This is a genomic window from Methylobacterium sp. Leaf87, from assembly GCF_001422775.1.
GTDB lineage: Bacteria > Pseudomonadota > Alphaproteobacteria > Rhizobiales > Beijerinckiaceae > Methylobacterium.
The window spans coordinates 51068-75204 of sequence record NZ_LMMI01000023.1; the positions used below are offsets into that span (position 1 = coordinate 51068).

Annotated in this window: 15 protein-coding genes, 1 tRNA gene and 1 pseudogene; 10 read left to right on the forward strand and 7 right to left on the reverse strand. The window is 69.9% G+C overall.

Features of this window, described 5'->3' with window-relative positions; translation table 11 throughout:
* Positions 1-174: 174 nt before the first annotated feature.
* On the forward strand, positions 175-1866 hold the full coding sequence (locus ASF22_RS12675) for a HAMP domain-containing methyl-accepting chemotaxis protein (protein WP_056165677.1): 1692 nt from the start codon (positions 175-177) through the stop codon (positions 1864-1866).
* Positions 1867-1989: 123 nt separating this feature from the next.
* Here ASF22_RS12675 and ASF22_RS12680 read toward each other — a convergent pair whose 3' ends face one another.
* Positions 1990-2559 (reverse strand): ferritin-like domain-containing protein, encoded by a 570-nt coding sequence (locus ASF22_RS12680; RefSeq protein WP_056264814.1) that lies wholly within the window; start codon positions 2557-2559, stop codon positions 1990-1992.
* A 363-nt stretch (positions 2560-2922) separates the two neighbouring features.
* Here ASF22_RS12680 and ASF22_RS12685 point away from each other — a divergent pair, with 363 nt between their 5' ends.
* Together ASF22_RS12685 and ASF22_RS12690 are read left to right on the forward strand one after the other, a co-directional pair.
* A complete protein-coding gene (locus tag ASF22_RS12685; RefSeq protein ID WP_056264818.1) occupies positions 2923-6324 on the forward strand; it encodes a GAF domain-containing protein in 3402 nt (1133 codons plus the stop codon).
* Between the two features lie 172 nt (positions 6325-6496).
* Positions 6497-9184, forward strand: a complete 2688-nt coding sequence (locus tag ASF22_RS12690) for a glucosidase (protein ID WP_056264821.1) — start codon at positions 6497-6499, stop codon at positions 9182-9184.
* 69 nt (positions 9185-9253) lie between these two features.
* Here the strand turns inward: ASF22_RS12690 and ASF22_RS12695 are convergent, their stop codons facing one another.
* The 3 genes from ASF22_RS12695 to ASF22_RS12705 form a co-directional block, all read right to left on the reverse strand.
* Positions 9254-10582: a dicarboxylate/amino acid:cation symporter gene (locus ASF22_RS12695; RefSeq protein WP_056264824.1), complete on the reverse strand. Its 1329-nt coding sequence runs from the start codon at positions 10580-10582 to the stop codon at positions 9254-9256.
* Positions 10583-10728: 146 nt separating this feature from the next.
* A complete protein-coding gene (gene aspA / locus ASF22_RS12700; RefSeq protein WP_056265203.1) occupies positions 10729-12144 on the reverse strand; it encodes an aspartate ammonia-lyase in 1416 nt (471 codons plus the stop codon).
* Positions 12145-12413: 269 nt separating this feature from the next.
* Entirely contained in the window at positions 12414-13310 is an 897-nt protein-coding gene (locus ASF22_RS12705; RefSeq protein ID WP_056265206.1) for a LysR family transcriptional regulator, read from the reverse strand.
* 185 nt (positions 13311-13495) lie between these two features.
* Here ASF22_RS12705 and ASF22_RS12710 point away from each other — a divergent pair, with 185 nt between their 5' ends.
* Complete coding sequence (locus ASF22_RS12710) at positions 13496-13762, forward strand: hypothetical protein (RefSeq protein WP_056264827.1); 267 nt, start codon at positions 13496-13498, stop codon at positions 13760-13762.
* Between the two features lie 86 nt (positions 13763-13848).
* Positions 13849-14535, forward strand: a pseudogene (locus tag ASF22_RS12715) (hypothetical protein); the annotation flags it as partial.
* Positions 14536-14764: 229 nt separating this feature from the next.
* Here the strand turns inward: ASF22_RS12715 and ASF22_RS12720 are convergent.
* On the reverse strand, positions 14765-15973 hold the full coding sequence (locus tag ASF22_RS12720; RefSeq protein WP_056264830.1) for an acyl-CoA dehydrogenase: 1209 nt from the start codon (positions 15971-15973) through the stop codon (positions 14765-14767).
* Between the two features lie 89 nt (positions 15974-16062).
* Positions 16063-16992 (reverse strand): AEC family transporter, encoded by a 930-nt coding sequence (locus ASF22_RS12725; protein WP_056264832.1) that lies wholly within the window; start codon positions 16990-16992, stop codon positions 16063-16065.
* A gap of 612 nt (positions 16993-17604) precedes the next feature.
* Here ASF22_RS12725 and ASF22_RS12730 point away from each other — a divergent pair.
* Positions 17605-18855: an outer membrane beta-barrel protein gene (locus ASF22_RS12730; protein ID WP_056264836.1), complete on the forward strand. Its 1251-nt coding sequence runs from the start codon at positions 17605-17607 to the stop codon at positions 18853-18855.
* Positions 18856-18966: 111 nt separating this feature from the next.
* On the opposite strand, the gene ASF22_RS12735 is transcribed toward ASF22_RS12730, so the two are convergent.
* On the reverse strand, positions 18967-19944 hold the full coding sequence (locus ASF22_RS12735; RefSeq protein WP_244474276.1) for a 3-hydroxyacyl-CoA dehydrogenase NAD-binding domain-containing protein: 978 nt from the start codon (positions 19942-19944) through the stop codon (positions 18967-18969).
* A 74-nt stretch (positions 19945-20018) separates the two neighbouring features.
* On the opposite strand from ASF22_RS12735, the gene ASF22_RS12740 reads away from it, so the two are divergent.
* From ASF22_RS12740 to ASF22_RS12755, 4 genes are all read left to right on the forward strand, one after another.
* Positions 20019-21008 (forward strand): ABC transporter substrate-binding protein, encoded by a 990-nt coding sequence (locus ASF22_RS12740; RefSeq protein WP_200918680.1) that lies wholly within the window; start codon positions 20019-20021, stop codon positions 21006-21008.
* Between the two features lie 7 nt (positions 21009-21015).
* Complete coding sequence (locus ASF22_RS12745; protein ID WP_056165722.1) at positions 21016-21819, forward strand: ABC transporter permease; 804 nt, start codon at positions 21016-21018, stop codon at positions 21817-21819.
* Positions 21820-21836: 17 nt separating this feature from the next.
* Positions 21837-22631 (forward strand): ABC transporter ATP-binding protein, encoded by a 795-nt coding sequence (locus ASF22_RS12750; protein ID WP_056165725.1) that lies wholly within the window; start codon positions 21837-21839, stop codon positions 22629-22631.
* A 120-nt stretch (positions 22632-22751) separates the two neighbouring features.
* Positions 22752-22827: transfer RNA gene (locus ASF22_RS12755), tRNA-Phe, on the forward strand.
* The last annotated feature ends 1310 nt before the right edge of the window (positions 22828-24137 follow it).

A 24137-nucleotide genomic window follows, 5' to 3' on the forward strand; every position in this document is an offset into this window, starting at 1 on the left:
GGCGTCGAAATACGACCCTTTGACGGACATATGGCCATCTAAATCCTGTTTGTCTTGCAGGCTTTTTCAGAATCCCCTCGATTGGATATTTGATTTTATTAAGGAACGATTTAACTGCTTGCGGTAACGTTTCCGTATGGCCGCTTCGACAGGTCAGCCGGAAAGTCCTTGCTCATGAGAACCTTCAGCAATCTCAGCCTGCTGACGAAGATCGCTCTTCCCTTGGCGATCATGGCCGTGGTCGCGGCCGGGCTCGTCGCCTATGCCCGCTCGGCCCTGATCTCCCTCGCCGGGCAGACCCACCAGATCGCGCAGGTCCAGGCCGCACGGCAGGCCCACATCCTGACCATGCAGGTCGCCATGACCGAGGCCGCGGTGCAGAACCGCAACACGCTGGTCGAGACCGATCTCTCCAAGATGAGCGGCTATCAGGCCAAGCAGGCCGCGGCCATCAAGGCGAGCCACGCGGCCCTAGACCGCCTGGTGGCCCTCGAGGATTCGGCGGAGCGGACGGCGGCGAACAAGAGCCTGCGCGCTGGCCTGGACGCCTACTATGCTGTCCTCGAACGGTCCACCAACCACGGCGTGAAGGGCGAGTCGGCCCAGGGGATGAAGATCTCCCAGGAGGAGGCTGCGCCGCGCCGCACCAAACTTCGCGAGGAGGCTCAGTCCCGGAGTGGCGTCATCGAGCAGCAGCTCGCGGTGGCCTCCGGTGAGGCGGAGCGCCTCGCGGCCACGTCGACCACCCTGCTGATCGTGTCGGCCGCCTTCGGCCTGCTGGCCGCCATGGGTCTCGCCGCCGCCATCGTCGTGATGGGGGTGTCGCGTCCGATCGGCCGCATGACCGCCGCCATGGACCGGCTCGCCCGGGGCGATCTCGCCATCGCGGTCGAGGGTGTGGAGCGCAAGGACGAGATCGGCCTGCTGGCGCGCTCCCTCGAAGTGTTCAAGGTCAACGCCGTGACGGCCCGGCGCCTTGCGGCCGAGCAGGAGGTCGAGAACGCCGCCAAGATGCGCCGCGCCGAGATCCTCGACGGCCTGACCAAGCGCTTCGAATCCGACGTCTCGGTCCTGACCCAGGGCCTGGCGGGTGCGGCCACCGAGATGGAGGCCACGGCTCAGTCCATGTCCGCCACCGCCGAGCAGGCGATCCAGCAGGCGGTGTCCGTGGCGGGCGCGGCCGAGCAGACCTCCGCCAACGTCCAGACCGTGGCAGCGGCCAGCGAGGAGATGTCGGCCTCGATCCAGGAGATCGTCGGCCAGGTGAGCCAGTCCTCGACCTACGCCGACCAGGCCGTGGCGGATACCCGCCGGACCGAGGCCACCGTGCAGCGGCTCGCCGTCGTCGCCGACAGCATCACCGACGTGGTCGCCATGATCCAGACCATCGCGGGCCAGACCAACCTCCTGGCGCTCAACGCCACCATCGAGGCGGCGCGGGCCGGCGAGGCCGGACGGGGCTTTGCCGTGGTCGCCACCGAAGTGAAGGAACTCGCCGGTCAGACGGCGCGGGCCACCGAGGACATCCGCCTGAAGATCGGCGAGATCCAGGGTGCGACGGGCGAGGTCGTCAGCGACATCGGGCGCATCGGCAAGACCATCGCCGACATGTCCAGCTTCTCCTCCGGCATCGCCGCGGCGATGGAGGAACAGGGCGCCGCCACCCAGGAGATCGCCCGCAACGTGCAGGAGGCCGCCCAGGGCACCCGCAACGTGACGAACAACATCGAGCATGTCCGCATGGGCGCCGGAACCACGAGTGCGGCCGCCACCCAGGTGCTCGGCGCGGCCCGGGAACTGTCGCGCTACTCCGAGAGCCTCAGCGGGGAGGTGACGCGTTTCCTCGCGGGCGTGAAGGCGGCCTGAACCCGTCCGGCGGCCCGCACCGTAACCCGACCCCGAACGTTGAAAAGGCGGCCGATGAGGCCGACTTTACCATGGGTCGCGGGCTCGCCGAGCCCAACCTCGCCGAGCCCAACCTCGCCGAGCCTACGCGGCCTTGCGGCCGGTCTTGCCCTTGGTCGCCTTCGGGGCGGCATCCGCGTCCTCGCCGTCCTCTCCCTCGCCGGTGTCGGCTTCGGAGTTGAGGGTCTCGGCGATCTTCGACAGGAGGGCGTCGGCCTTCTTCTCCTCCTGCAGGGTCTCGTCGAGGAGGGCGGCGGCGTCCGCGTGGCCGAGCTGGGCCGCCCAGGTCTTCAGGGTGCCGTAGCGGGCGATCTCGTAATGCTCCACCGCCTGGGCGCAGGCCGCCAGCACCGCGTCGGCGGCCGGGCTGTCGCCGAAATCGTCCATGTCCTCCTCCATCTCGGAGGTGATGCCCTGCATCGCCTCACAGGTCTTGGCGCGGGCCGGCTTGCCGATGATCTCGAACACCTGTTGCAGGCGCTCCACCTGGCCGGCGCTCTCCTCCGCATGGGTCTCGAACGCCTGGCGCAGCTCGTCGTGCTCGGCCGCCTTGGCCGCCTTCTTGAGCGCCTTCACGGACTGCTTCTCGGCGTAATAGACGTCCTTCAGGGTCTCGTAGAAGGCATCGTTCAGGGTCTTCACCTTGGTCGCCATGGATCGATTCCTTGCCTGTACGGGGGGCGCCGAGCGTGCGCTGGACACGGTGTTCGGCGGTTCGTGGGCAGGCAACGCGTCCCTCCCACGTCGGCTCCCGGCGATATTTTCGGCCTGTGGAGGAACCGGGACGGGGCTTGGCCGCCCCCGGCGAACGATCGTGGCCTCGTGGACCCGTGAAGGCATCCCAGCCGGCCATCCCTGTGCTATGAGGCCCGGGATGGCCGGTCCGAAATACCCCCTCGCGCGCATCGCGACGAACGCAGGCGCCTTCCCTGCGCCGGTCCCCGGCGTGGTACGGACAGGTATGGCCGGACGGGCCGGGACCGCGTGCCCGGCGAGACTTCAGCCCCTGGCGAGCCCGTGACGGATCTCCCCCCGCTCGCTGCCGATCCGGACCGCCTCGCGGCCCTGGAGGCCCACGGCATCCTGGATACGCCGCCCGAGCGGGGCTTCGACGGCATCGTGCTCCTGGCCCGCACCCTGTGCGCCGCGCCCGTGGCCCTCGTCAGTCTGGTGGCCGCCGACCGGCAATGGTTCAAGGCCCGCTCCGGCTTCGCCCCCTGCGAGACCGACTTGAACGCGTCCGTCTGCGCCCATGTCCTCGGGCGCGGCGACCTTCTCGTCATCCCCGACCTGACCCTCGACCCCCGCACCCGCGACAACCCCCTCGTCACCGGCGCACCGGCGATCCGGTTCTATGCCGGCGCGCCCCTGACCACGCCCGACGGCCACACCCTCGGGTCCCTGTGCGTCATCGACGAGGTCGCGCGCCCGGAGGGACTCACGGCCGAGCAGGCCGAAGCCCTCACGGCCCTGGCCGAGCAGGTGATGAGCCAGCTCGACCTGCGCCGGGCCGTGATGGAGCGCGACGCGGCCCTGACGGGCGAGCGGCGCGGACAGGCTCAGGCGGTGGCCGACGCCGCGCGCCTCGAGGCGATGATCGCCACCCAGCAGGTCGTGGCGTCCGCGACCTCCGACCTCGACACGGTGTTCCGGGCCGTGGTCGATGCCGCCCTGTCGATCATCGACCGCGCCGACAGCGCGGTCGTCACCCTGCGCGACGGCGACGACCTCGTCTGCCGCGCCGGCGCCGGGCGGGCGGGCGGATGGATCGGCCGGCGCATGCCCATGGCGGACACGCCGTCGGGCCGGGCCTTCACGGACGAGAGGCTGTTCGTCGGCACCACCGGCGCGCCGGGGACCGACCCGGACCGCCCGCCCCCGGCCGTCGTCGCGGTCCCGGTGCAGCGCCACGGCCTCGCCGTGGGCATCCTGGAGATCCGCTCGGAAGCGGACGGTCCCTTCGGCCCGCGCGACATCCTCATGGCCCAGATGCTGGCGGGGCTCGCCGGGTCGGCCTTCGGCGACGTCGCCGAGGCCGAGACCCGGCAGGCGCTCCGCGAGGCCGAGAACCGCTACAAGGCGATCTTCGACAGCGCCATCGACTTCGCCATCGTGGCCGCCGATTCCGACGGGCGGATCACCGACTGGAACACCGGCGCCGAGCAGATCATCGGCTGGTCGGCCGACGAGGTGAAGGGCCGGCTCCTCGACACCTTCTTCACCCCCGAGGACCAACGCGACGGCGTGCCCGAGCGCGAGGCGCGCATCGCCCTCGCCGCCGGCTCGTCGTCTGACGTGCGCTGGCACCAGCGCCGCGACGGCGGGCGGTTCTGGGCGGTGGGCCGCATGATGACCCTGCGCCACGAGGACGACAGCGTCCGGGGCTTCCTCAAGATCCTGCAGGACCGCACCACGGAGCGGCGACGCGAGCAGCGCCTCGACCTCCTGAGCCGGGCCTCCGCCGCGCTGCTGGCCGCCGCGGACCCGACCGCCGAGCTCCTGCCAATCCTGGAGGAAGGGGCCGAAACCCTCGGGTTCGACCAGAGCTACACCTGGACCCTGGTGCCGAACCGCGCCGAACTGCACCTCGCCCAGGCGCTGGGCGTCGCGCCCGAGGCGCGGGCCGCCCTGAACCGCGCCCCCTTCGACGAACCGCTCTGCGGAATCGTGGCCGGGACCGGCCGGCCGCTGATCCTGTCCGGCCTGCAGGCGGACGGCACGGCGCGCTACCGCAGCGCGCGCGAGGCCGGCATCGACGCCTATGCGAGCTTTCCCATCACCGGGCGCGGGGGCCTCGCCGGCGTGATCTCGTTCGCGCGCCGCGACGCGCCCGACTTCGACCGCGAGGCGCTGCAATTCTTCGCCACCCTCGCGCGCTTCCTCTCCGTCGCCCGCGAGCGCCTCGACGACGAGGCGGCCCTGCGCGAGAGCGATGCGCGCTCGCGGCGCGCCCAGCAGGCCGGCGGCATCGGCACGTTCGAGGCGGATGTTGGCGCCGAATCCATCGTGGTCTCGGCCGAGTTCTGCCGGCTGTTCGGCCTGGCCGACGCGCGGACCTGTCCGGTCGCGGTCATCGAGGGGCTGATCCTGCCGGAGGATTCCCACCTGCGCGCGGAGGCCGCCCGCCGCGCCACCGGTACCGCCCTGCCCGAGATCGAGTATCGCATCCGCCGCGCCGACGACGGCGCGATCCGCTGGATCGCCCGGCGGGCCGAATTCGCCCGCGACGCCGCCGGCCGGGTCTCGAGCCTGTTCGGCACCGTCTCGGACGTCACCGACCAGCGCGCGGCCCGCGACCGCATCGAGGCGCTCCTCGACCTCGGCGACCGCCTGGGCGAGGCGACGAGCGCCGCCGTGGCCGTCACCATCGCGGCCGATGTCCTGGGGCGGACCCTGGGCGCCGGCCGCGCCGCCTACGGCACCCTCGATGCCGGGCGGGAAGCCTTCACGGTGACGGGGGACTGGGCCGCGCCCGGTCTCTCCAGCCTCCGGGGCACCTACCCGCTGGCGGACCTACCGCGCACCGTCGAGCGGCTGCGCACCGGGCGGGCCGTCGTCTGCGCCGATGTCCTGGCGGAGGTCCGCCTCGCCGACGATGCCGCGGCCTTCCGCGCCCTCGGCGTGCGCGGGCAGATCATGGTCCCGCTCCTCAAGGCCGGGGCCCTCGTCGGCCTCATCCTCGTGCACGAGGCCGCCCCCCGGGTGTGGAGCATCGAGGAGGTGGCGTTCACCCGCGGCGTCGCCGACCGGACCTACGCGGCGCTGGCCCGCCTCAAGGCCGAGGAACAGCAGGACCTCGTCAACCACGAACTCTCGCACCGCATGAAGAACCTCCTGGCGATGGTGCAGTCCATCGCCACGCAGACCCTGCGCAACGCCACCCACGTGGACGAGGCCAAGGACGTGCTCGCCGGGCGCCTCATCGCCCTCGGCCGCGCCCACGACCTCCTCATGGGGGCGGCACTCACCAGCACCCGCATCGAGCCCGTGGTCCAGGGCGCCCTGCAGGTCCATCAGGACGGGCTGGCGCGGTTCCGGGTCTCCGGTCCCAGCCTCGAGATCGGGGCGGACCGGGCCGTCTCCCTCGCGCTGATGCTGCACGAACTCGCCACCAACGCGGCGAAGTACGGCGCCCTCTCGACGGATTCCGGGCACGTGGCGGTGACCTGGGACATCCTGGAGAAGACCCCGGAGGAGACCCCGGGGGACACGACCGGGCCGGAGCTGCGCCTCGCCTGGATCGAGTCCGGCGGGCCCCCCGTGGTGGTGCCCACCCGCAAGGGCTTCGGCTCGCGCTTCATCGAACGCGGCCTCGTCTCGCAGGTCGGCGGCACCCTGTCCCTGGAGTACCGGCCCGAGGGCGTGGCCTGCATCCTCGTCGCACCGCTCGCGGCCTTCGCGGGCGAGCCGCAGGCCTGAGGGCGGCGCGCGGGTCCACGAGGCATGCGTTCCGGGGGGCTGCCTGGCTTGGCGCCGATAGTGCATCCCGTCGGCCACCGAACCACACCCCGCCGGGACCCATGACCGACCCTCACCCGTCCCGCCTGCCCGCGCTCCCCCTCTCGGCCGTCCCCGTTCCCGGGGCGCGGCGTTGAGCGAGCTCGACGATTGGGCCGAGCGCCGGCGGCTGGCCGAGCAGGGGCGCGGCGAGCGGGCCTGGTCCCTGTGGGGCCCCTACCTCGCCGAGCGCCAATGGGGCACCGTGCGCGAGGATTACAGCCGCGACGGCAACGCCTGGCGCTCCCTGCCGCACGACGAGGCGCGCTCCCGCGCCTACCGCTGGGGCGAGGACGGCCTGGCCGGGATCTGCGACGAGCGCGGGCAGCTCTGCCTGTCCCTCGCCCTGTGGAACGGGCGCGACCACATCCTGAAGGAGCGCCTGTTCGGCCTCACCAACGAGGAGGGCAACCACGGCGAGGACGTGAAGGAGGTCTACCATTACCTCGACGCGGTCCCGAGCCATGCCTACCTCAAGGTCCTCTACCGCTACCCGCAAGGGCCCTACCCGTACGACCACCTCGTGGCGGAGGGCCGGCGGCGCGGCCGCGACGAGCCCGAATACGAGATCGAGGACACGGGCATCTTCGACGGGATGCGGTTCTTCGACGTCACGGTCGAGTACGCCAAGGAGGATTTCGACGACATCCACGCGGTGATCACGGCGGTCAATCGCGGGCCCGAGGCCGCAGACCTCCACCTCGTCCCGCAGGCGTGGTTCCGCAACACCTGGTCATGGCGCGAAGGATCGCGGGGCGAGGATGCGCGTCCGCGCCTCGCGAGGGCGGCCGATGGCGGGATCCTCGCCACCCATCCGCGCCTCGGGGCCTACCGCCTCGCCTTCGACGGCGAACCGGAGGTGCTGTTCTGCGAGAACGACACCAATCTGCGCCTGCACGGCTGGAAGCCCGACGCCACCGGCCCGTTCAAGGACGGCCTGCACGCGGCGATCGTCGACGGCGACGAATCGGCGATCCGCCGTGACGGCGGGACCAAGCTCGGCCTGCACTACGCCCTGCGGCTGGAGCCCGGCGAGGCGAAGCGCGTCACCCTCCGGCTCTCGGCCGGCCGGCGCCAGCGCCCCGTCGACCACGAGGGCGCCATTCTCCACCGCCGGGTGGCGGAAGCCAACGCGTTCTACGACGGCCTGCAGGACGGCATCGCGGACGCGGATTCCCGCACGATCTTCCGGCAGGCCGCCGCTGGCCTGATCTGGTCGAAGCAGCTCTATTCGTACGATGTCCGCCTGTGGCTCCAGGGCGACCCGCTCCAGCCGACGCCGCCGCGCGAGCGCAAGGGCGAGGGCGGCCGCAACACCAACTGGCGCCACTTCGCCGGGGCCGACGTGCTCTCCATGCCCGACACCTGGGAATACCCGTGGTTCGCCGCCTGGGATCTTGCCTTCCACTGCCTGCCCCTGGCGCTGCTCGACCCGGATTTCGCCAAGAAGCAACTCCTGCTGCTCACCCGCGAATGGTACATGCACCCCAACGGCCAGCTGCCGGCCTACGAGTGGGAATTCGGCGACGCCAACCCGCCGGTCCATGCCTGGGCGAGCTTCCGGGTGTTCGAGATCGACCGCGCCCGGCGCGGCGGGCGCGGCGACATCGCCTTCCTTGAGGGCGTCTTCCACAAGCTCCTCATCAACTTCACCTGGTGGGTCAACCGCAAGGACGCCGACGGCCGCAACGTGTTCCAGGGCGGGTTCCTCGGCCTCGACAATGTCGGGGTGTTCGACCGCTCGCGCCCGCCGCCCGGCTTCGGCCGCATCCACCAGGCCGACGGCACCGCCTGGATGGCGATGTACGCCCTCAACATGATGCGCATCGCCCTCGAACTCGCGCTCCACAACGACGTGTACGAAAGCACCGCGTCGAAGTTCTTCGAGCACTTCCTCCTCATCGCCGAGGCCATGACCGACATGGGCGGCGAGGGCTTCGGCCTGTGGGACGAGGAAGACGAGTTCTACTACGACGAGGTCGACATCCCGGGCGGGGGCATGCTCCCCCTGCGGGTGCGCTCCGTCGTCGGCCTCGTGCCGCTCTTCGCCGTCGAGGTGATCGAGCCGGCGATGCTCCAGCGCCTGCCGGATTTCGCCCGGCGGATGAACTGGGTGCTGGAGAACCGTCCGCACCTCGCCTGCCTCGTCTCGCGCTGGACCGAGGGCGGGGTCGGCGACCGCAAGCTCCTGTCGCTCCTGCGCGGCCACCGGATGAAGGCGCTCCTGCGGCGCATGCTCGACGAGGCCGAGTTCCTCTCGGACCACGGCATCCGCTCCCTGTCGAAGGCCCACCGCGACCGGCCCTACGCGCTCAACGAGTTCGGCGCCTCGTTCACGGTCCGCTACGACCCGGCCGATTCGACCTCGAACATGTTCGGCGGCAATTCCAACTGGCGCGGGCCCGTGTGGATGCCGATGAACTACCTCATCATCGAGGCCCTGCGCCGCTTCCACGCCTATTACGGCGACGATTTTCTGGTCGAGTACCCCACCGGGTCGGGCACCTCGCTGACCTTGGCGGCCATCGCCGACGCCCTGGAAGACCGGCTCATCGCCCTGTTCGCCAAGGATTCCGACGGGCGCCGGCCGATCTTCGGGAACCGCGAACCGATCCCGACGGCGCCGGGCGAGGACGACGCGCTCCTGTTCCACGAGTTCTTCGACGGCGACACCGGCCGGGGCCTCGGCGCCTCCCACCAGACCGGCTGGACGGCGCTCATCCTCAACCTGCTCCACCACCGGGCGGGCCGGCCGGGCGCGGGGGACGGCGCCTTGCCATAAGGGCCTTGCGCGAGGATCCCGCCGTGACGAGCCCGTGACGCCCGGAGGCGGGCGTCACGGGCCGCGGGCTCAGGCGGCCGTCGCGGTGGGGGCGATGCCGGGGCCGGTGGGCGCGTCCGCGGGCACGCCGTCCGGTTCCATCTCGCCCTGCCACTGCGCCACCGCCGCGGTGGCGAGACCGTTGCCCAGGACGTTGGTGACCGTGCGGCCCATGTCGAGGATCTGGTCGACGCCCATGATGAGCAGGATGCCGGCCGCCGGCAGGCCGAACATCGGCACGGTGGCGGCCACCACCACCAGGGAGGCGCGCGGCACCCCGGCGATGCCCTTGCTCGTGACCATCATCACCAGCAGCATGGTGAACTGCTCGGCGACGCTGAGTTCGATGCCGTAGGCCTGGGCGATGAACAGCGCCGCCATGGCCTGGTACATCATCGAGCCGTCGAGGTTGAACGAGTAGCCGAGCGGCAGCACGAACCCGGTGACGCGGCTCTTCACGCCGAACTTCTCCAGCACCTCGATGGTGCGGGGGAAGGCGGCCTCGCTGCTGGCCGTGGAGAAGGCGACGATCATCGGCGAGCGCAGGAGGTCGAGGAGGCGCACCACGCCGCCGCCGAGCGCGAGCCAGCCGGCGCCGATCAGCACCGTCCACAGCACGGCGAGGCCGAGATAGAAGCTGCCGATGAACTTGCCGTAATCGACGAGCACGCCGAGGCCCTGCACCGTGACCACGGCGGCGATGGCGGCGAAGACCGCGAGGGGCGCCAGCTTCATCACCGTGTCGGTGACGGCGAACATCACCCGGGCGAGCCCGTCGATGAGGTGGATCATCGGCTCGGCATAGCGTCGGTCGATGACGCTGAGACCCGAGCCGAAGAAGATCGAGAACACGAGGATCTGCAGCACCTCGTTGGTGGCCATGGCCGAGACGATGCTCGTCGGGAACACGTGGGTGAGGAAGTCGCGGACGTTGAGGGAGGCGGCCTTGAGACCGGTCTGGGCCGCAGCGTCCGGCAGGGGCAGGTTCAGGCCCGCCCCCGGCTGGAACAGGTTGGCGACGAGGAAGCCGAGGGACAGGGACACCACGGAGGCCGTGAGGAACCAGGCCATCGCGAGCGCCGCGACCCGGCCCACGGTCCGGGTGTCGCCGAAGCTCGCGATGCCCGACACGATGGTGGCGAAGACGAGCGGCGCGATGATCATCTTGATGAGGCGCAGGAAGATGTCCGTCACCAGGGTGAAGGAGCCGGCGATCTCTTTCGCCGCCTCCGGGCTCGCCGCCTGCCCGTGCAGCACCGCGCCGACGAGGATGCCGAGCGCGAGCCCGATGCCGGTGTAGAGGGTGAGCCGGCCCGATCTGGCCGCCGTGTCGCCGCTGGCTGTGCTGCTCTTCTTCATGATGTCCTCCCCCTTGGATACGTGTGCGGCCCGGCCTTCGCGGCCGGGCGCGCGTATGGGTCATGGTGTGCGGGTCATGGTGTGCGGGTCATGGCGTGACCCGGATCTCTGGATGCCTTCTCCGGCGTCGAGCTGGATCGGCTCCCTCAGAACGCAGTGATGTCCTGCGGCCGGGTCAGCCGGTCAGGCTGGAGCACGGCGTCGAGGTGCTCGCGCGCCATCAGCCCCTTCTCGAGCACGAGTTCGTAGACGCCGCGCCCGGTGGCGTGGGCCTCCAGGGCGACGGCGGTGGCGTTGCGGTAGCCGATATAGGGGTTGAGCGCCGTCACGATGCCGATGGATTGCTCCACCGAGGCGCGCAGGCGCTCGCGGTTGGCGGTGACGCCCCGGATGCAGTTCACGTCGAGGGTCCGGCAGGCGGCCTCCAGGTGGGTGAGGCTGCGAAACAGGCTGTATGCGATGATCGGCTCGAAGGCGTTGAGCTGGAGCTGTCCGGCCTCGGCCGCGAACGAGATGGTGACGTCGTTGCCGATGACCTCGAAGGCGACTTGGTTGACCACTTCGGGGATCACCGGGTTGACCTTGCCGGGCATGATCGACGAGCCGGCCTGGCGCGCCGGCAGGTTGATCTCGCCGAAGCCCGCGCGCGGGCCGCTGGAGAGCAGGCGCAGGTCGTTGCAGGTCTTGGAGAGCTTCACGGCGACCCGCTTCAGCACGCCGGAGAGCTGCACGAAGGCGCCGCAATCCTGGGTCGCCTCGACGAGGTCCTCCGCCGTGACGAGGGCGATGCCGGTGATCTCGGACAGGCGCGCGCAGACGAGGGCCGCGTAGCGCGGATGGGCGGTGATGCCGGTGCCGATGGCGGTGGCGCCCATGTTGATCTCGCGGATGAGGAGGGCGGCCTCGGCCAGCCGCGCCTCGTCCTCGCGCAGCATCAGCGCGTAGGTGCCGAACTCCTGGCCCAGCGTCATCGGCACCGCGTCCTGCAGCTGGGTGCGGCCCATCTTGAGGACATCCGAGAACTCCGCGGACTTGGCCGAGAAGCTGCCGCGCAGGTCCGCCATGGCGGCGACGAGGCGGCGGATGCCCCCGGCCGCCGCGATCTTCAGGGCGGTGGGGTACACGTCGTTGGTGCTCTGCCCCATGTTGACGTGTTCGTTGGGGTGCAGGTGGGCGTAGGCGCCGCGCGGGTGGCCCAGCAGCTCCAGGGCCCGGTTGGCGATGACCTCGTTGGCGTTCATGTTGGTGGAAGTGCCGGCCCCGCCCTGGATCAGGTCGACCACGAACTGGTCGTGCAGGGCGCCGGCGCGGATCTCCTCGCAGGCCGCCACGATGGCGTTCATTCGGGCCTCGTCCAGGAGGTCGAGTTCGCGGTTGGCCAGCGCCGCCGCCTGCTTGATGGCGGCCAGAGCCACGATGAGATCGGGGCAGGTCGCCAGGGTCTGGCCGCTGATGGGGAAGTTCTCGACGGCCCGCAGGGTGTGGATGCCATAATAGGCCGCCTCCGGCACCGTGCGGTCGCCGAGAAGGTCATGCTCGCTGCGGCTCGATGGGCTGGTCACGGTGTTCTCCTGGCAAAGGGCCGGCGAGGGGCTGGCAAGGATCTGGGATGTGCGGCCGCGATCCGGCGCGTGGGGACGCGGCGGGTATGCGGACGCGGCGGCGGAGCCGCAGGGGCGGCGCGCCGATGGCTTCGTGGGAATGGGGGCTTCGTGGAAGTCCGGTTCGATCGGGCGCCCATCGCCCCGGAGGCGGGGCGGGCGGCGTTCGCCGATGGACAAGGGGGATAGTCCCGTCCCCCAGCGCAGGCCAATGCTAAGTTCGCGCCGAACTATTCGGCAAGTGCATAGTTTGGCTCATCCAGGGCGGCGGCGGCCCAGACCTGGTCGAGGAACGGCCGCGCCCGCCCGGCACTGCGATAGAGGCGGATCTCCATCAACATCTCGGGGCTGATCGCGGCTAGGGCCCCGTGGCCGATCTCGCTCGCCACGAGGCTGCGGGGCAGCCACGCCACGCCGTGGCGGCCGAGCGCCATGGATTTGAGGGCCTCCGCCATGGAATTCTCGTTGGTGTGGGCCGGGTAGGTCGCCGGCGCCCCGCCCTTGGCCTGGGCGATGGCGGCGAGGCGCCCGAGGAACGAGCCGCGCGAGTATTGCAGCAGGGGCAGGCGCCCTTCGGCATCGGGTTCGAGGCCCGGCGCGGCGACGGCGACGAGGCTGTCGCGCCCGATGACCCGGCAGGGATGGCGCTCGGGATCGACGGGGATCGGCACGCTCGGGTGGTGGTAGGTGAGGAGCAGATCGTAGCCGCCCTCCACCAGGGCCTGGACGCAGATGTTGAAATTGTCGGGCAGCACCCGGCTCGCCATGGGCCCGAGCACCCCCTGGATGCCCGTGAGCCAGCGCGGCAGCACCGACAGGCACAGGGAATGCAGAGCCGCGATGGTGACGACGGGCAGGTGCGAGCGCTCGCCCCGGGCCTGGAAATCGGCGCGGCTCTGGGAGAGCAGGCGCACCACCTCCTCGGCGGTCTCGACGAACTGGCGGCCATCCGCCGTCAGGGTGATGGGGTAGGTGCTGCGGTCCAGCAGCACCGTGCCGAGCCAGACCTCCAGGGAGCGGATACGCCGGCTGAACGCCGATTGGGTGACGCAGCGCAGTTCCGCCGAGCGGGAGAAGCTGCGCGTCTCGGACAGGCTGAGGAAATCCTCGACCCACTTCAGTTCCATCATGCCCTTTCCGCCCCGCCGCCCGGCCGCCGCCGTTGGGACGGTGACAGTCTCGCATCGCCGACGCGTCCGGGGCAATCACGGGTCCCGCCTGGCCCAACGGGTGGACGGAAGGTGAACGTCTCGGTAACCGTTCCGGCTTAACCCCGATCGGACCCCCCTCCCTTGAAGGCCGAGACCCGACGATGACGAGAGACCAGCTCGCCGCCGAACTGACGCGGATCGCCAAGCTCCAGCTCAGCGACATCACCCGGGCGGTCAAGAACGGCGAGAAATCCATCGCCCTCAACGAGGTGACGGATCTGGCCCGGCGCCTTCACCTCCTGTCCGACGCCGTCGCGGGCCGCCCGGCGGTGGCGCCCGGGGCCCAGGCTCCGGCGACGCAAGCCTCCGTGGTCCAGACCCCTGTGGTTCAGACGGGCGCGGCTCCGGCGCCGGCCGCCCATCCGTGAGCGACGGGTCGGCAGGTTCCAGCGCGACAGGTTCCAGCGCGACAGGTTCCAGCGCGACAGGTTCCAGCGCGACAGGTTCAGGCTCGATCTGGCGCGACACCCGCAACGCGCGGTCCCGGGCACGCCTCGACCGGGCTTTACCCGCGATCTTCCCCGTCCCGGTGCTGCAGCACGCCCTGTCGCGGCCGCTCCTGCCGCCGACGCCGCGTCTGGCCGTCGAGAGCTACTGGCGCGCCCACATCCTGCGGGCCGACCGCCTCGCCCGGGCGCTCGCCGCCCGCTCCGGCGCGCCCGAGGGCTGGACCTGGCGCCTCGGCACCGAGCCGGGCCTCGCCGCGAGCTTCCGCCTGCCGCCCTCGCCCTACCGTGAGCCCGCCCACACGCGGGGCCGCGGCCATTGCTGCCTGTGCGGCCAGCCGGTGTTCCGCTTCGGCTGGCACAAGGATCTGTGGGGAACCGGCACGCCGAACAAGAACGCGGCCTGGCATTCGGCCTGCGTCACCGCGTGGAAGCTGTGGTGCGCGCCCGCCGAGCAGGTGACGGTGCTGAAACGCCACCAGCGCCACCGCTGCACCGAATCCGGCAAGCGCCTGTTCAAGACCGCCGAGGTCGATCACCGGGTGCCGCTCTACCGGGTCTGGCGCGAGCACCGCACCGCGCCCTGGCCCGAACTCCTCGGCTACTGGGGCGCCCCCAACCTCCAGGTGGTGAACCGCGTGGTCCACGTCGCCAAATGCAGCGCCGAGGCTGGCGAGCGCGCCGCCCGCCGCCGGGCCGAGGCTGTCCCGTCCGCCTTCCCCGCCTCCGCGTTCGGCGAGACCGATTTCGCCAGGGTCGATGCCCACGTGATCCAACCGGAGGAATACGACGAACGTCCCGAGCTGACCGACGCCATGATGGAGCGGGCCGATCGATCCGATGGCCCCATTCTGGTCCGCCGGGGGCGGGCACCGAAGCCGGGTCCCAAGCGATAGGCGCGTCTTCTCAGAAGAACGCCTCCTCTCAGAAGAACGCCTGCAGCCCCGTCTGCGCCCGGCCGAGGATCAGGGCGTGGACGTCGTGGGTGCCCTCGTAGGTGTTGACCGTCTCGAGGTTCTGGGCGTGGCGCATGACGTGGTATTCGCCCATGATGCCGTTGCCGCCATGCATGTCCCGGGCGGTGCGGGCGATGTCGAGGGCCTTGCCGCAATTGTTGCGCTTGATCAGGGAGATCATCTCCGGCGCCATCCGACCCTGATCGAGGAGGCGGCCGACGCGCAAGGACGCCTGGAGCCCGAGCGCGATCTCCGTCTGCATGTCGGCGAGTTTCTTCTGGACGAGCTGGGTCTGGGCGAGCGGCCGGCCGAACTGCTTACGCTCCAGGGTATAGCTTCGCGCCCGGTGCCAGCAATCTTCGGCCGCGCCCATCACCCCCCAGGAGATGCCGTAGCGCGCCCGGTTGAGGCAGCCGAACGGCCCCTTCAGGCCCGAGACGTCTGGGAGCAGCGCGTCCTCGGGCACTTCGACGCCCGCCATGACGATCTCGCCCGTGGTCGAGGCGCGCAGGGAGAGCTTGCCGTGGAGCGTCGGGGTCGAGAGGCCGGCCATGCCCCGCTCCAGCACGAAGCCCCGGATGGCGCCGTCGTGCCGGTCGGATTTCGCCCAGACCACGAACACGTCGGCGAAGGGCGCGTTGGAGATCCACATCTTGGCGCCGGTGATCCGGTAGCCGCCGTCGATGGCCTCCGCCCGCGTCGTCATGCCGGCGGGGTCGGAGCCCGCATCGGGCTCGGTGAGGCCGAAGCAGCCGATCCATTCGCCGGACGCGAGCTTCGGCAGGTACTTTTGGCGCTGCGCCTCGGAGCCGTAGGCGTGGATCGGGTACATCACCAGGGAGGATTGCACGCTCATCATCGAGCGGTAGCCGGAATCGACCCGCTCCACGGCCCGGGCCACGAGGCCGTAGGCGACGTAGGACGCGGCGGCGCAGCCGTACTCCTCCGGCAGGGTCAGGCCGAGGAGGCCGACGCTGCCCATGGCCCGGAACAGGTCGGGGTCGGTCCGCTCCTCGGCGTAGGCCGCGACGATTCCGGGCAGCAGACGCTCCTGCGCGAAGGTCTCGGCCGTGTCGCGGATGGCGCGCTCGTCGTCGGTCAGCTGGTCGTCGAGGAGGAAGGGATCGTCCCAGACGAATCCGGCGGCGCGCAGGGGAGTGGCGATGGGCGCGTTCATGGAAGCTTCCTCGAACCTGTTGCGGCCGGTCGTGCCGGCCGTCGTTTGGGGGCGAGCATGGACCCGGAGGGTCGGTCCCGTCCAGCCGGTCAGGCCCGCCCGAGGAGCGTCAGCCAGAGCACGGTCGTGAGGGGGGCGAGCAGGGTCGAGACGAGGACGGAGGCGGCGACCAGGCCGGTCTCGGCCTTGTAGCGCACGGCGAGCAGGTAGGCGTTGATGCCCACCGGCATGGCGGCGAACAGGGTGGCGACGCCCGCATAGGCCGGCGGCATGGAGAACAGCTTGGTGGCGAGCAGCCACACCGCGAGGGGGTGCACCACGAGCTTCAGGCCGGCGATGACCAGAGCGCCGGGCAGGTCGAACAGCACCTTGTAGCGGGTCAGGCCGGCGCCGAGCGCCACGAGGGCGCAGGTGGAGGCGGTGGAGCCGAACCCGTCGATGAGCGAGCGGGCGATGCCGGTGGGCACCACGCCGCCGAGGCGCAGGGCCATGCCGATGCCGAGGGACACGAAGATCGGGTTCTTGACGAGCACCAAGCCGAGGCCGCGCAGGCGCTGGACCAGGGTGCGGTCACCCTCGGCCTCGATGAGGAAGGTGGCGCAGCCCATCATCAGGGGGAGATGCACGGCCAGCAGCAGGAACAGCGGGAACGCGCCTTCCTCGCCATAGGCCTGCAGGATGGTCGGCACGCCGACGAAGATGGTGTTCGACTGGCTCGCGGCGAACCCGTGCAGCACCGCGCCCTGGCGGCCGATGCCCTTGCGCCGGGTGGCGATGAGGGAGCCGGCGAGCCACGACACCGCCGCCCCGCCGAAATACGCGATCCAGTACGACCACGTCACCTCGCCTGTGAGCCCCGGCCGGGTGAGGGTGCCGATGATGAGGGCCGGCACCGCGATGGCGAACACGTATTCCGAGAGGCCGTCGCTGACCCGCTCGGACAGGAGGCCGGCGAGTGCCGCGCCCCAGCCGATCACGATGATCCCGAAGACCGGGGCGATGATGCTGACGGCGTTCATGAGAGCTCGGTGGGCATGCGGGAGCGGGACGGGCGGGAGCGGTTTCGGTGTCCAGCATCCTTAACACGGGGCGTCGCCCGGATGGATCGCCGGGGCGCATCGGGTTCCGATTGAGCGCAACCACCCGGCGACCGGTTTCGGCGCCGGGACGCTCCGCGGGCGTTTTCCCAGGACCCTGCTCGTCCTTCGGTAAAGCCGCCGCGTCGATGCGGCGTAAAATGAGGCGGGAGGCAAGCACGGATCCGGTCGAAGCCGTCGTCGGCCGGTCGCTCGCAGGACGGAACACGGCTGCCGGTCTGTGCTCCGGAAACCAGGGCGCGATCAAATGCCTGGCAAGGTGCCTGGCAAGACTGTTCCGGTGCGAGGCGACGACAGGGATCGGGCCGGAAACGAGGTGTGCGTGCCGTGCGCGGCATATGGTTTACGAAATCTTAGCGTCTATCCGGGTCTGCCTTGTGGATGTTTCCTTAATGCCACACGAACGTCGCAAGTCCCTCCTGGGCAAGGGTTTTGTCTAAAAAATGTGCAACTGCATAAAGGATGACTTTGGCTTGGCCGGCATTCTTTGAGAACCTCCAATCAACGGAACAACCCAACAAGAAGAGACTTGATATGGCCCGCCGCAGCGCGCTCCTCGGACTGACGACCCTCCTCCTGTCGTCGACCTACCTTCAGGCGGCCGATCTGTCGGTGAAGGCCCCGGTGCCCGTCGTCCCGGTGTCGTGCAAGGCCGAGATCACGTTCCCGTCCTACGGCGGCATCATCAAGCAGAACCCCAACCCGGCCTGCCTCACCATCGGCGGCCTCGGCGACATCTACTTCGGCGGCGCGGTGACGGGCTACGCCTACACCCAGACCAACCAGTTCGCCTTCTCGGCCGTGCCCCAGATCGCCAGCGATCGCGCCGGCCGCGTCGATTTCTCGAACCTGATGGGCACCATCCAGAAGGCCGACGGCCCGTTCCAGTTCTACGCCGCGTTCGGCGCCTACACGATCCCGGGCCTCGGCCTGCCGATCCTCAGCGCCTTCGACCAGACCAACCTGCTCTACTCGCCGATCCCGATCGTGTTCGGCAAGTACGTCTTCAACGACAACTGGTCGATCCAGGGCGGTCGCATGCCGACCCTCATCGGTTCGGAGCTACCCTTCACCTTCCAGAACCTGAACATCTCCCGCGGCCTGCTGTTCAACCAGGAGAACGTGATCAACCAGGGCGTTCAGGTGAACTACAGCGACGGCCCGTGGTCGGCCTCCTTCGCCGCCACGGACGGCTTCTATTCGGGTGAGATCAACTGGGTCACGGGCGCCATCGTCTACAAAATCGACGCCGCCAACACGATTGGCATCAACGGCGGGACGCACTTCAACAACTTCAACTCGGCCCTGCAGAACCCGCGCTTCCAGTTCGCCACGCCGCTCTCGGTGCAGAACAGCTCGATCGTCAGCGCCAACTACACCTACGCCGACGGCCCCGTCATCGTGACGCCGTACGTCCAGTATACCAACGTCGAGAGGAACGCCGTCCTCGGCCTCGGCGGTGCCGAGACCATCGGCGGCGCGATCCTCGCCAGCTACGCCTTCACCGACAACTTCGCCCTCGCCGGCCGTTTCGAGTATATCAGCCAGAGCGGAAACAGCGCGAGCCCCTTCGGCCTCGGCCAGACCACCTCCGTCCTCTACGGACCGGGCAGCTCGGCGCTCTCCTTCACCGTGACCCCGACCTTCACCTTCGACCGCTACTTCCTGCGCGGCGAGTTCTCGACGGTGCAGCTCTACGACATCACGCCCGGCCTCGGCTTCGGCCGCACCGGCCTGAAGACCTCGCAGGAGCGCTACATGATCGAGACCGGCATCACCTTCTGATCGCCGCACTTTCCGATCGCTGCCTCCGCGCGACATGCCATCGAGCCCCCTCTCCGGAGGGGGCTTTTTTCGTTGGCGAACGGCCCGGCCAAACCGACCGGCCAAGCCGCCTCATCCGTCGTGACCCGCCACTTCGATCCGCGCCTTCAGGATCTCCAGAAGCGCCCGGTCGCGGCGGGCCTCCAGCTCCGGAACGGTCCGCCCGGCGGCCTCGGCCTCGACCCCCGCGACGATGCGCGCCTTCACGGCCGCGTCGAGGCTGGGCGTTCCGAGGCTCGCCCAGCGCCGCTCCTGGCTGGCCCCGAGATGGTCGAGGTAGTGCCGGATACCGCCCGCGCCCCCGCCGAGATGGTAGGTCATGTGCGGGCCCATGGTGGCCCAGCGCAGGCCCGGCCCGTTGCACAGGGCGGCGTCGATGTCGGCGACGCTGGCCACCCCCTCGGCCACGAGGTGCACCGCCTCGCGGTAGAGCGCCGAGGCGAGGCGGTTGGCGATGTGGCCCGGCATCTCGCGCCGCAGGATCACCGGACGGCGCCCGAGCCGCGCATAGAACGCCGCCGCCCGGGCCGCGACGGCGTCGTCCCCCGCCACGATCTCCACCAGGGGCACGAGGTGGGGCGGATGGAACGGGTGGGCGACGAGCACGCGCTCCGGGGTCGCGCACTCGGCCGCGATGGCGCTGCGCAGCATCGCCGAGGTGCTCGACGCGATGAGGATGCCCGGGGCCGCATGCGCGTCGATCTCGGTGAGCACGGCGCGCTTCACCGCCAACTCCTCGGGGGCGTTCTCCTGAACGAACCGCGCATCCGCCACCGCGTCGGCCAACCGGTCGTGCGGCACGAGGCGGCCGGCACCAGTCAGCCCGAGTTCGGCAAGCTGGGCCCGCGCCCGCGCCACCGCCGGCCCGAGGCGATCCATGAAATCCGGGGCCGGATCGTAGGCCGCCACGTCGAGGCCGTGGGCGAGGAACAGGGCCGCCCAGCTCGCCCCGAGGGTGCCGCAACCGATCACGGCGACGGGGCTGCTTTCATCCGTATAGACCTCTGTCAATTCGTCGCCCTCCGCGGCTTTACTTTCGGCTTTGGGCACGCCTTATTCAATCCATCACGGTTCGTTGAAGGACCGGACGCGGGCGAGAACGACCCGCGACGTGGAGGAAACCGATGTTCATGCGCAATGCGGCGGCGCGGGCCGCCCTGCTGATCCTGGCGGCCGTCTCCGCCACCGCGGCGCGGGCCGACGACGTGGTGCGCCTCGGCAATCTGAAGTTCGCCCATTACGGCGCCGTCTCCTACATGAAGGAGCTCGCCCCGAAATTCGGCCTGAAGATCGACGAGCGCGTCTTCGCCAAGGGCGCCGACATCTACCCCGCCATGGCGGTGGACCAGATCGACATCTCGGCCTCCGGCGCAGACGGGGCGGTGGCGGCCCGCGGCAACGGGGTGAAGCTCTACGTGGTGGCGGGCTTCGCGGACGGCGGCGTGCGCATCCTCAAGCGACCGGACCTCGACGCGGTCAAGACCCTGAAGGACGTGAAGGGCCTCAAGGTCGCCTCTGTCCGGGGGGGCACCCAGGATCTCATGCTGCTCGCCGAACTCGACAAGCACGGGATGACCTGGGGCGAGCGCCCGGGCAAGGACGTGCAGCTGATCTACTTCAACAACTACGCCGACCTGAACCAGGCGCTGGCGCAGAAATACGTCGACGTGATCTGCCAGAGCGAGCCGCAATCGACGCAAGCCATCAGCGCCGGCTACGCGACGGAGGTGGTGAAACCCTACGACACCCCCATCGGCCGGCCCGTGCGCCCCCTGGTGATGACCGAGAAGATGTACAACGAGCGCCCCGAGGTCGCCGGCCGCGTCCTCAAGCTGTTCGTGGCCGCCACCAAGGCCTTCATCGACGATCCGGCCTTGGCCGAGAAGTACGTCCGCGAGACGGTGTTCAAGGGCCAGCTCACGGCCCAGGATTTTCGCGATGGCATGGCCAACGCGAAGTACACCTACGACGTGCCGGCCGGGCACATGCAGATCACCACCGACACCATGATGAAGTACGGCCTCGGCAAGATGGTCAATCCGCCGAAATCCGACGCCGAGTGGGTGAAGACCGACCTGCTCGAGAAGGCCAAAGCCGAACTCGTGGCCCGCTGAGGTCGCCATGCACCGGCTGCGCGGCGCCATCGTTCCCATCGCCCTCCTGGTCCTGTGGGAGATCCTGAGCCGTCTCGGCGTGTTCTCCGCCGTGGTGCTGCCGCCGCCGAGTTCGGTGGCGGTGAAGTGGGTGTCCGGCATGGTCCCGGCCCTGCCGCACGATCCGGCGCAGGAGAGCTACCTCTCCTGGCTGTTCTCCGGCGAGATGCCCCACGACGCGGTGGCGAGCCTCGCCCGGGTGCTCACGGGCTTCTGCATCGGCGCCGGTCTCGCCGTGCCCGTCGGCCTGCTGCTGGGCACCAGCGACCGGCTGTTCTCCCTGTTCAACCCCTTGCTCGAGATCCTGCGGCCGATCCCGCCCATCGCGTACATTCCGCTGGCCATCGTGTGGTTCGGCCTCGGCAACCCGCCGGCCCTGTTCCTCATCGCGCTCGGCACGTTCTTTCCCGTGCTGGTCAACACCATCGCGGGGGTGCGGCAGGTGGATTCCATCTACATCCGCGCGGCCCGCAACCTCGGGGCGAAGCCGTGGACGATGTTCCGCCGGGTGATCCTGCCGGCGGCGAGCCCGTTCGTGCTCGCCGGCATGCGCATCGGCATCGGCACCGCCTTCATCGTGGTGATCGTCGCCGAGATGATCGCCGTCTCGGACGGCCTCGGCTACCGCATCCTGGAAGCGCGCGAGTACATGTGGTCCGACAAGATCATCGGCGGCATGCTCACCATCGGCATCCTGGGCCTCATCATCGACGGGGCGATGTCGCGCCTCAACGACCACCTGCTGCGCTGGCATCGCGGCCTCGAGCGCTGAACCCCCGGACCCGCAGCATGCAGGCAGAAATCGTCGTCGCCCACGCCAGCAAGGTGTTCGGCAGCGGGCCCGGGGCGGTGACCGCCCTCGAGGACATCAGCGCCACGGTGCCGGAGGGCCAGTTCCTGTGCCTGCTCGGCCCCTCGGGCTGCGGCAAGTCCACCCTGCTCAACGCCATCGCGGGCTTCGCCCCCCTGAGCGGGGGCCGCATCACCCTCGGCGGCCGCCCGGTGACCGAGCCGGGGCCCGACCGGGGGATGGTGTTCCAGGAATACGCCTTGTTCCCGTGGATGAACGTGGAGGACAACGTCCGCTTCGGCCTCGACATCAAGGGCGTGCCGAAGGCCGACGCCACCGTGACGGTGGACCGCATCGTCGCGACCCTCGGCCTCTCGGACTTCCGCAAGCGCTACCCGAAGGACCTGTCGGGCGGCATGCGACAGCGCGTCGCCATCGCGCGCATCCTCGCCCTCGATCCCCCGGTGATGCTCATGGACGAGCCGTTCGGGGCCCTCGACGCCCTGACCCGGCGCACCCTGCAGGACGAACTCCTGCGCATCTGGGCCGAGTTCGAAAAGACCATCGTGTTCGTCACCCACTCCATCGAGGAGGCGCTCTACCTCGCCGACCGCATCCTGGTGATGACCTACCGCCCCGGCCGCCTGAAGCGCGACATCGCCGTGCCCCTGCCCCGCCCCCGTGACACGGCGGCGCCCGAGTTCAACGCCCTCAAGCGCGAACTCGCCACCCTGGTGATGGAGGAGCAGACCCGCTTCACCCAGGCCGAACGCCACGGCACGACCGTCGACTGAGGCCCCCGGCGCCCGCCCCGGAGCCGACGAAAAAACTCTCCCGAAACCCGCTGGACAGGCCGCCGAACCCTCTCTATACCCCCGCTCCACAGGCGGTGCCGCGAAAGCGAACCGCCCGCTGCCCAGGTAGCTCAGTTGGTAGAGCATGCGACTGAAAATCGCAGTGTCGGCGGTTCGACTCCGTCCCTGGGCACCATTCGTTTTTCTAGAGTTCCCAAGACTTTACAGCCTTTTTCCTCTATGCCCGCATCGGGCTGTGAGGTGAGGGGCAAACGGGTGCGAAACGCACCAGTCTCGCGGTGTAAGCGGTCCCTGTATCGGCCGCGCTTTCCCGACTTCCGAGCGTCCATCCATACAGCGCGCTGAGCTGTGTTTCGACGTGCAACTTTGACCCCCGCAAGGCGATCCCACTCGGCTCCGACCGCTTCCGAGCGGCCACGCGGTGCAGTTGGGGCGACCGATTGCGGCACCAGTCTCAGCCCGCTCATTGCGCACTGGCCTGCGTCGTCGATGCCTGAATTTCGAGATGGCGACGGCGCCCGGACAGCTCTCGGAACGCCTCGACAGTCCAGACCAGCCCTTCGTGACGGAGGCGGTGCGCCGTGGTCGGGTCCGGCCGCCATGGGACCCAGAACAGGGCGCGTTCCTGAGCCACCAAGCCGCCGGCCTGAAGGAATTCGGACCCGCCGGTGTCCTTCCTCTGGCCCCACATCGACAAGGGCCGCGGCGTCGTGCGCCACGCCCTCTACCCGGCCGAACCGTGGCTGCGTGGGTGAGCGCTGCTCGACTTCCCCGACCCACCGCGCCGTGCCGGTTCGCTTGAAGCTGTAGAGGCTACCGGCGGACATCGAGCCGACGCGTGCGGCCGCAGGGACAGGGGTCATCCGCACCGAGGAGCGGAGCCTTTCAGTGCCCCGCTCGGGCGGGGCGAGGAAGCCGCCGCCCGGAGCATCCGCCACGTGAAGCCTCTTCACCTCCTCGGACGGCAAGCTGTCCCGCCCGCCGCACACAGAACCGAAGAACGCCCTTTGCTCGCCGGTGAACGGCTTTGGGCCCTCCGCGAGAGGATGGCCGCGAGCACGACGTGGGCATAGTGCCCGGGTCGTGCTGGAGCGGTGTCCGATCGGCTTGAATCGATCTGGGCTTCGAGGGCGCCGCAGATGTGATTCGAAATGGGACTTTCCGCGGAGGAGCGCCGGATGCCCCCAGCCCTGTCAGGCTCGTGTTCCTGGACGAGCCCGCGACCAACACGAAAATGGCACTAGCACTCCCTGGACACTTGGATGTCAGGGAGCAGCCGGGAGCGGCGTCGGCATCGTGTGCACCGGACGGGCCGGATCAGAGCGGTTTTCGAGCGCATTGCGACGGGTTTGGGTGTGAGCGTTGACGGGCAAGGAATGAGCCGGTGCCGTCGCGGTTATCCGTGGACCGGGGGGGACGTGTCGCGGCCTCTGTGGCCGAGGGTTGCATCCTGCCCTCAGGCCGCGGCCCGGTTCGGGGGCAGCA

What these genes read in the sequence shown, in the direction of transcription:
- ASF22_RS12740 (WP_200918680.1), top strand. Translation starts at nt 20,019, where the DNA reads ATGTTCATGCGCAATGCGGCGGCGCGGGCCGCCCTGCTGATCCTGGCG.
- ASF22_RS12695 (WP_056264824.1), bottom strand. Translation starts at nt 10,582, where the DNA reads ATGAAGAAGAGCAGCACAGCCAGCGGCGACACGGCGGCCAGATCGGGC.
- ASF22_RS12710 (WP_056264827.1), top strand. Translation starts at nt 13,496, where the DNA reads ATGACGAGAGACCAGCTCGCCGCCGAACTGACGCGGATCGCCAAGCTC.
- ASF22_RS12745 (WP_056165722.1), top strand. Translation starts at nt 21,016, where the DNA reads ATGCACCGGCTGCGCGGCGCCATCGTTCCCATCGCCCTCCTGGTCCTG.
- ASF22_RS12720 (WP_056264830.1), bottom strand. Translation starts at nt 15,973, where the DNA reads ATGAACGCGCCCATCGCCACTCCCCTGCGCGCCGCCGGATTCGTCTGG.
- ASF22_RS12705 (WP_056265206.1), bottom strand. Translation starts at nt 13,310, where the DNA reads ATGGAACTGAAGTGGGTCGAGGATTTCCTCAGCCTGTCCGAGACGCGC.
- ASF22_RS12730 (WP_056264836.1), top strand. Translation starts at nt 17,605, where the DNA reads ATGGCCCGCCGCAGCGCGCTCCTCGGACTGACGACCCTCCTCCTGTCG.
- ASF22_RS12680 (WP_056264814.1), bottom strand. Translation starts at nt 2,559, where the DNA reads ATGGCGACCAAGGTGAAGACCCTGAACGATGCCTTCTACGAGACCCTG.
- ASF22_RS12725 (WP_056264832.1), bottom strand. Translation starts at nt 16,992, where the DNA reads ATGAACGCCGTCAGCATCATCGCCCCGGTCTTCGGGATCATCGTGATC.
- ASF22_RS12750 (WP_056165725.1), top strand. Translation starts at nt 21,837, where the DNA reads ATGCAGGCAGAAATCGTCGTCGCCCACGCCAGCAAGGTGTTCGGCAGC.
- ASF22_RS12675 (WP_056165677.1), top strand. Translation starts at nt 175, where the DNA reads ATGAGAACCTTCAGCAATCTCAGCCTGCTGACGAAGATCGCTCTTCCC.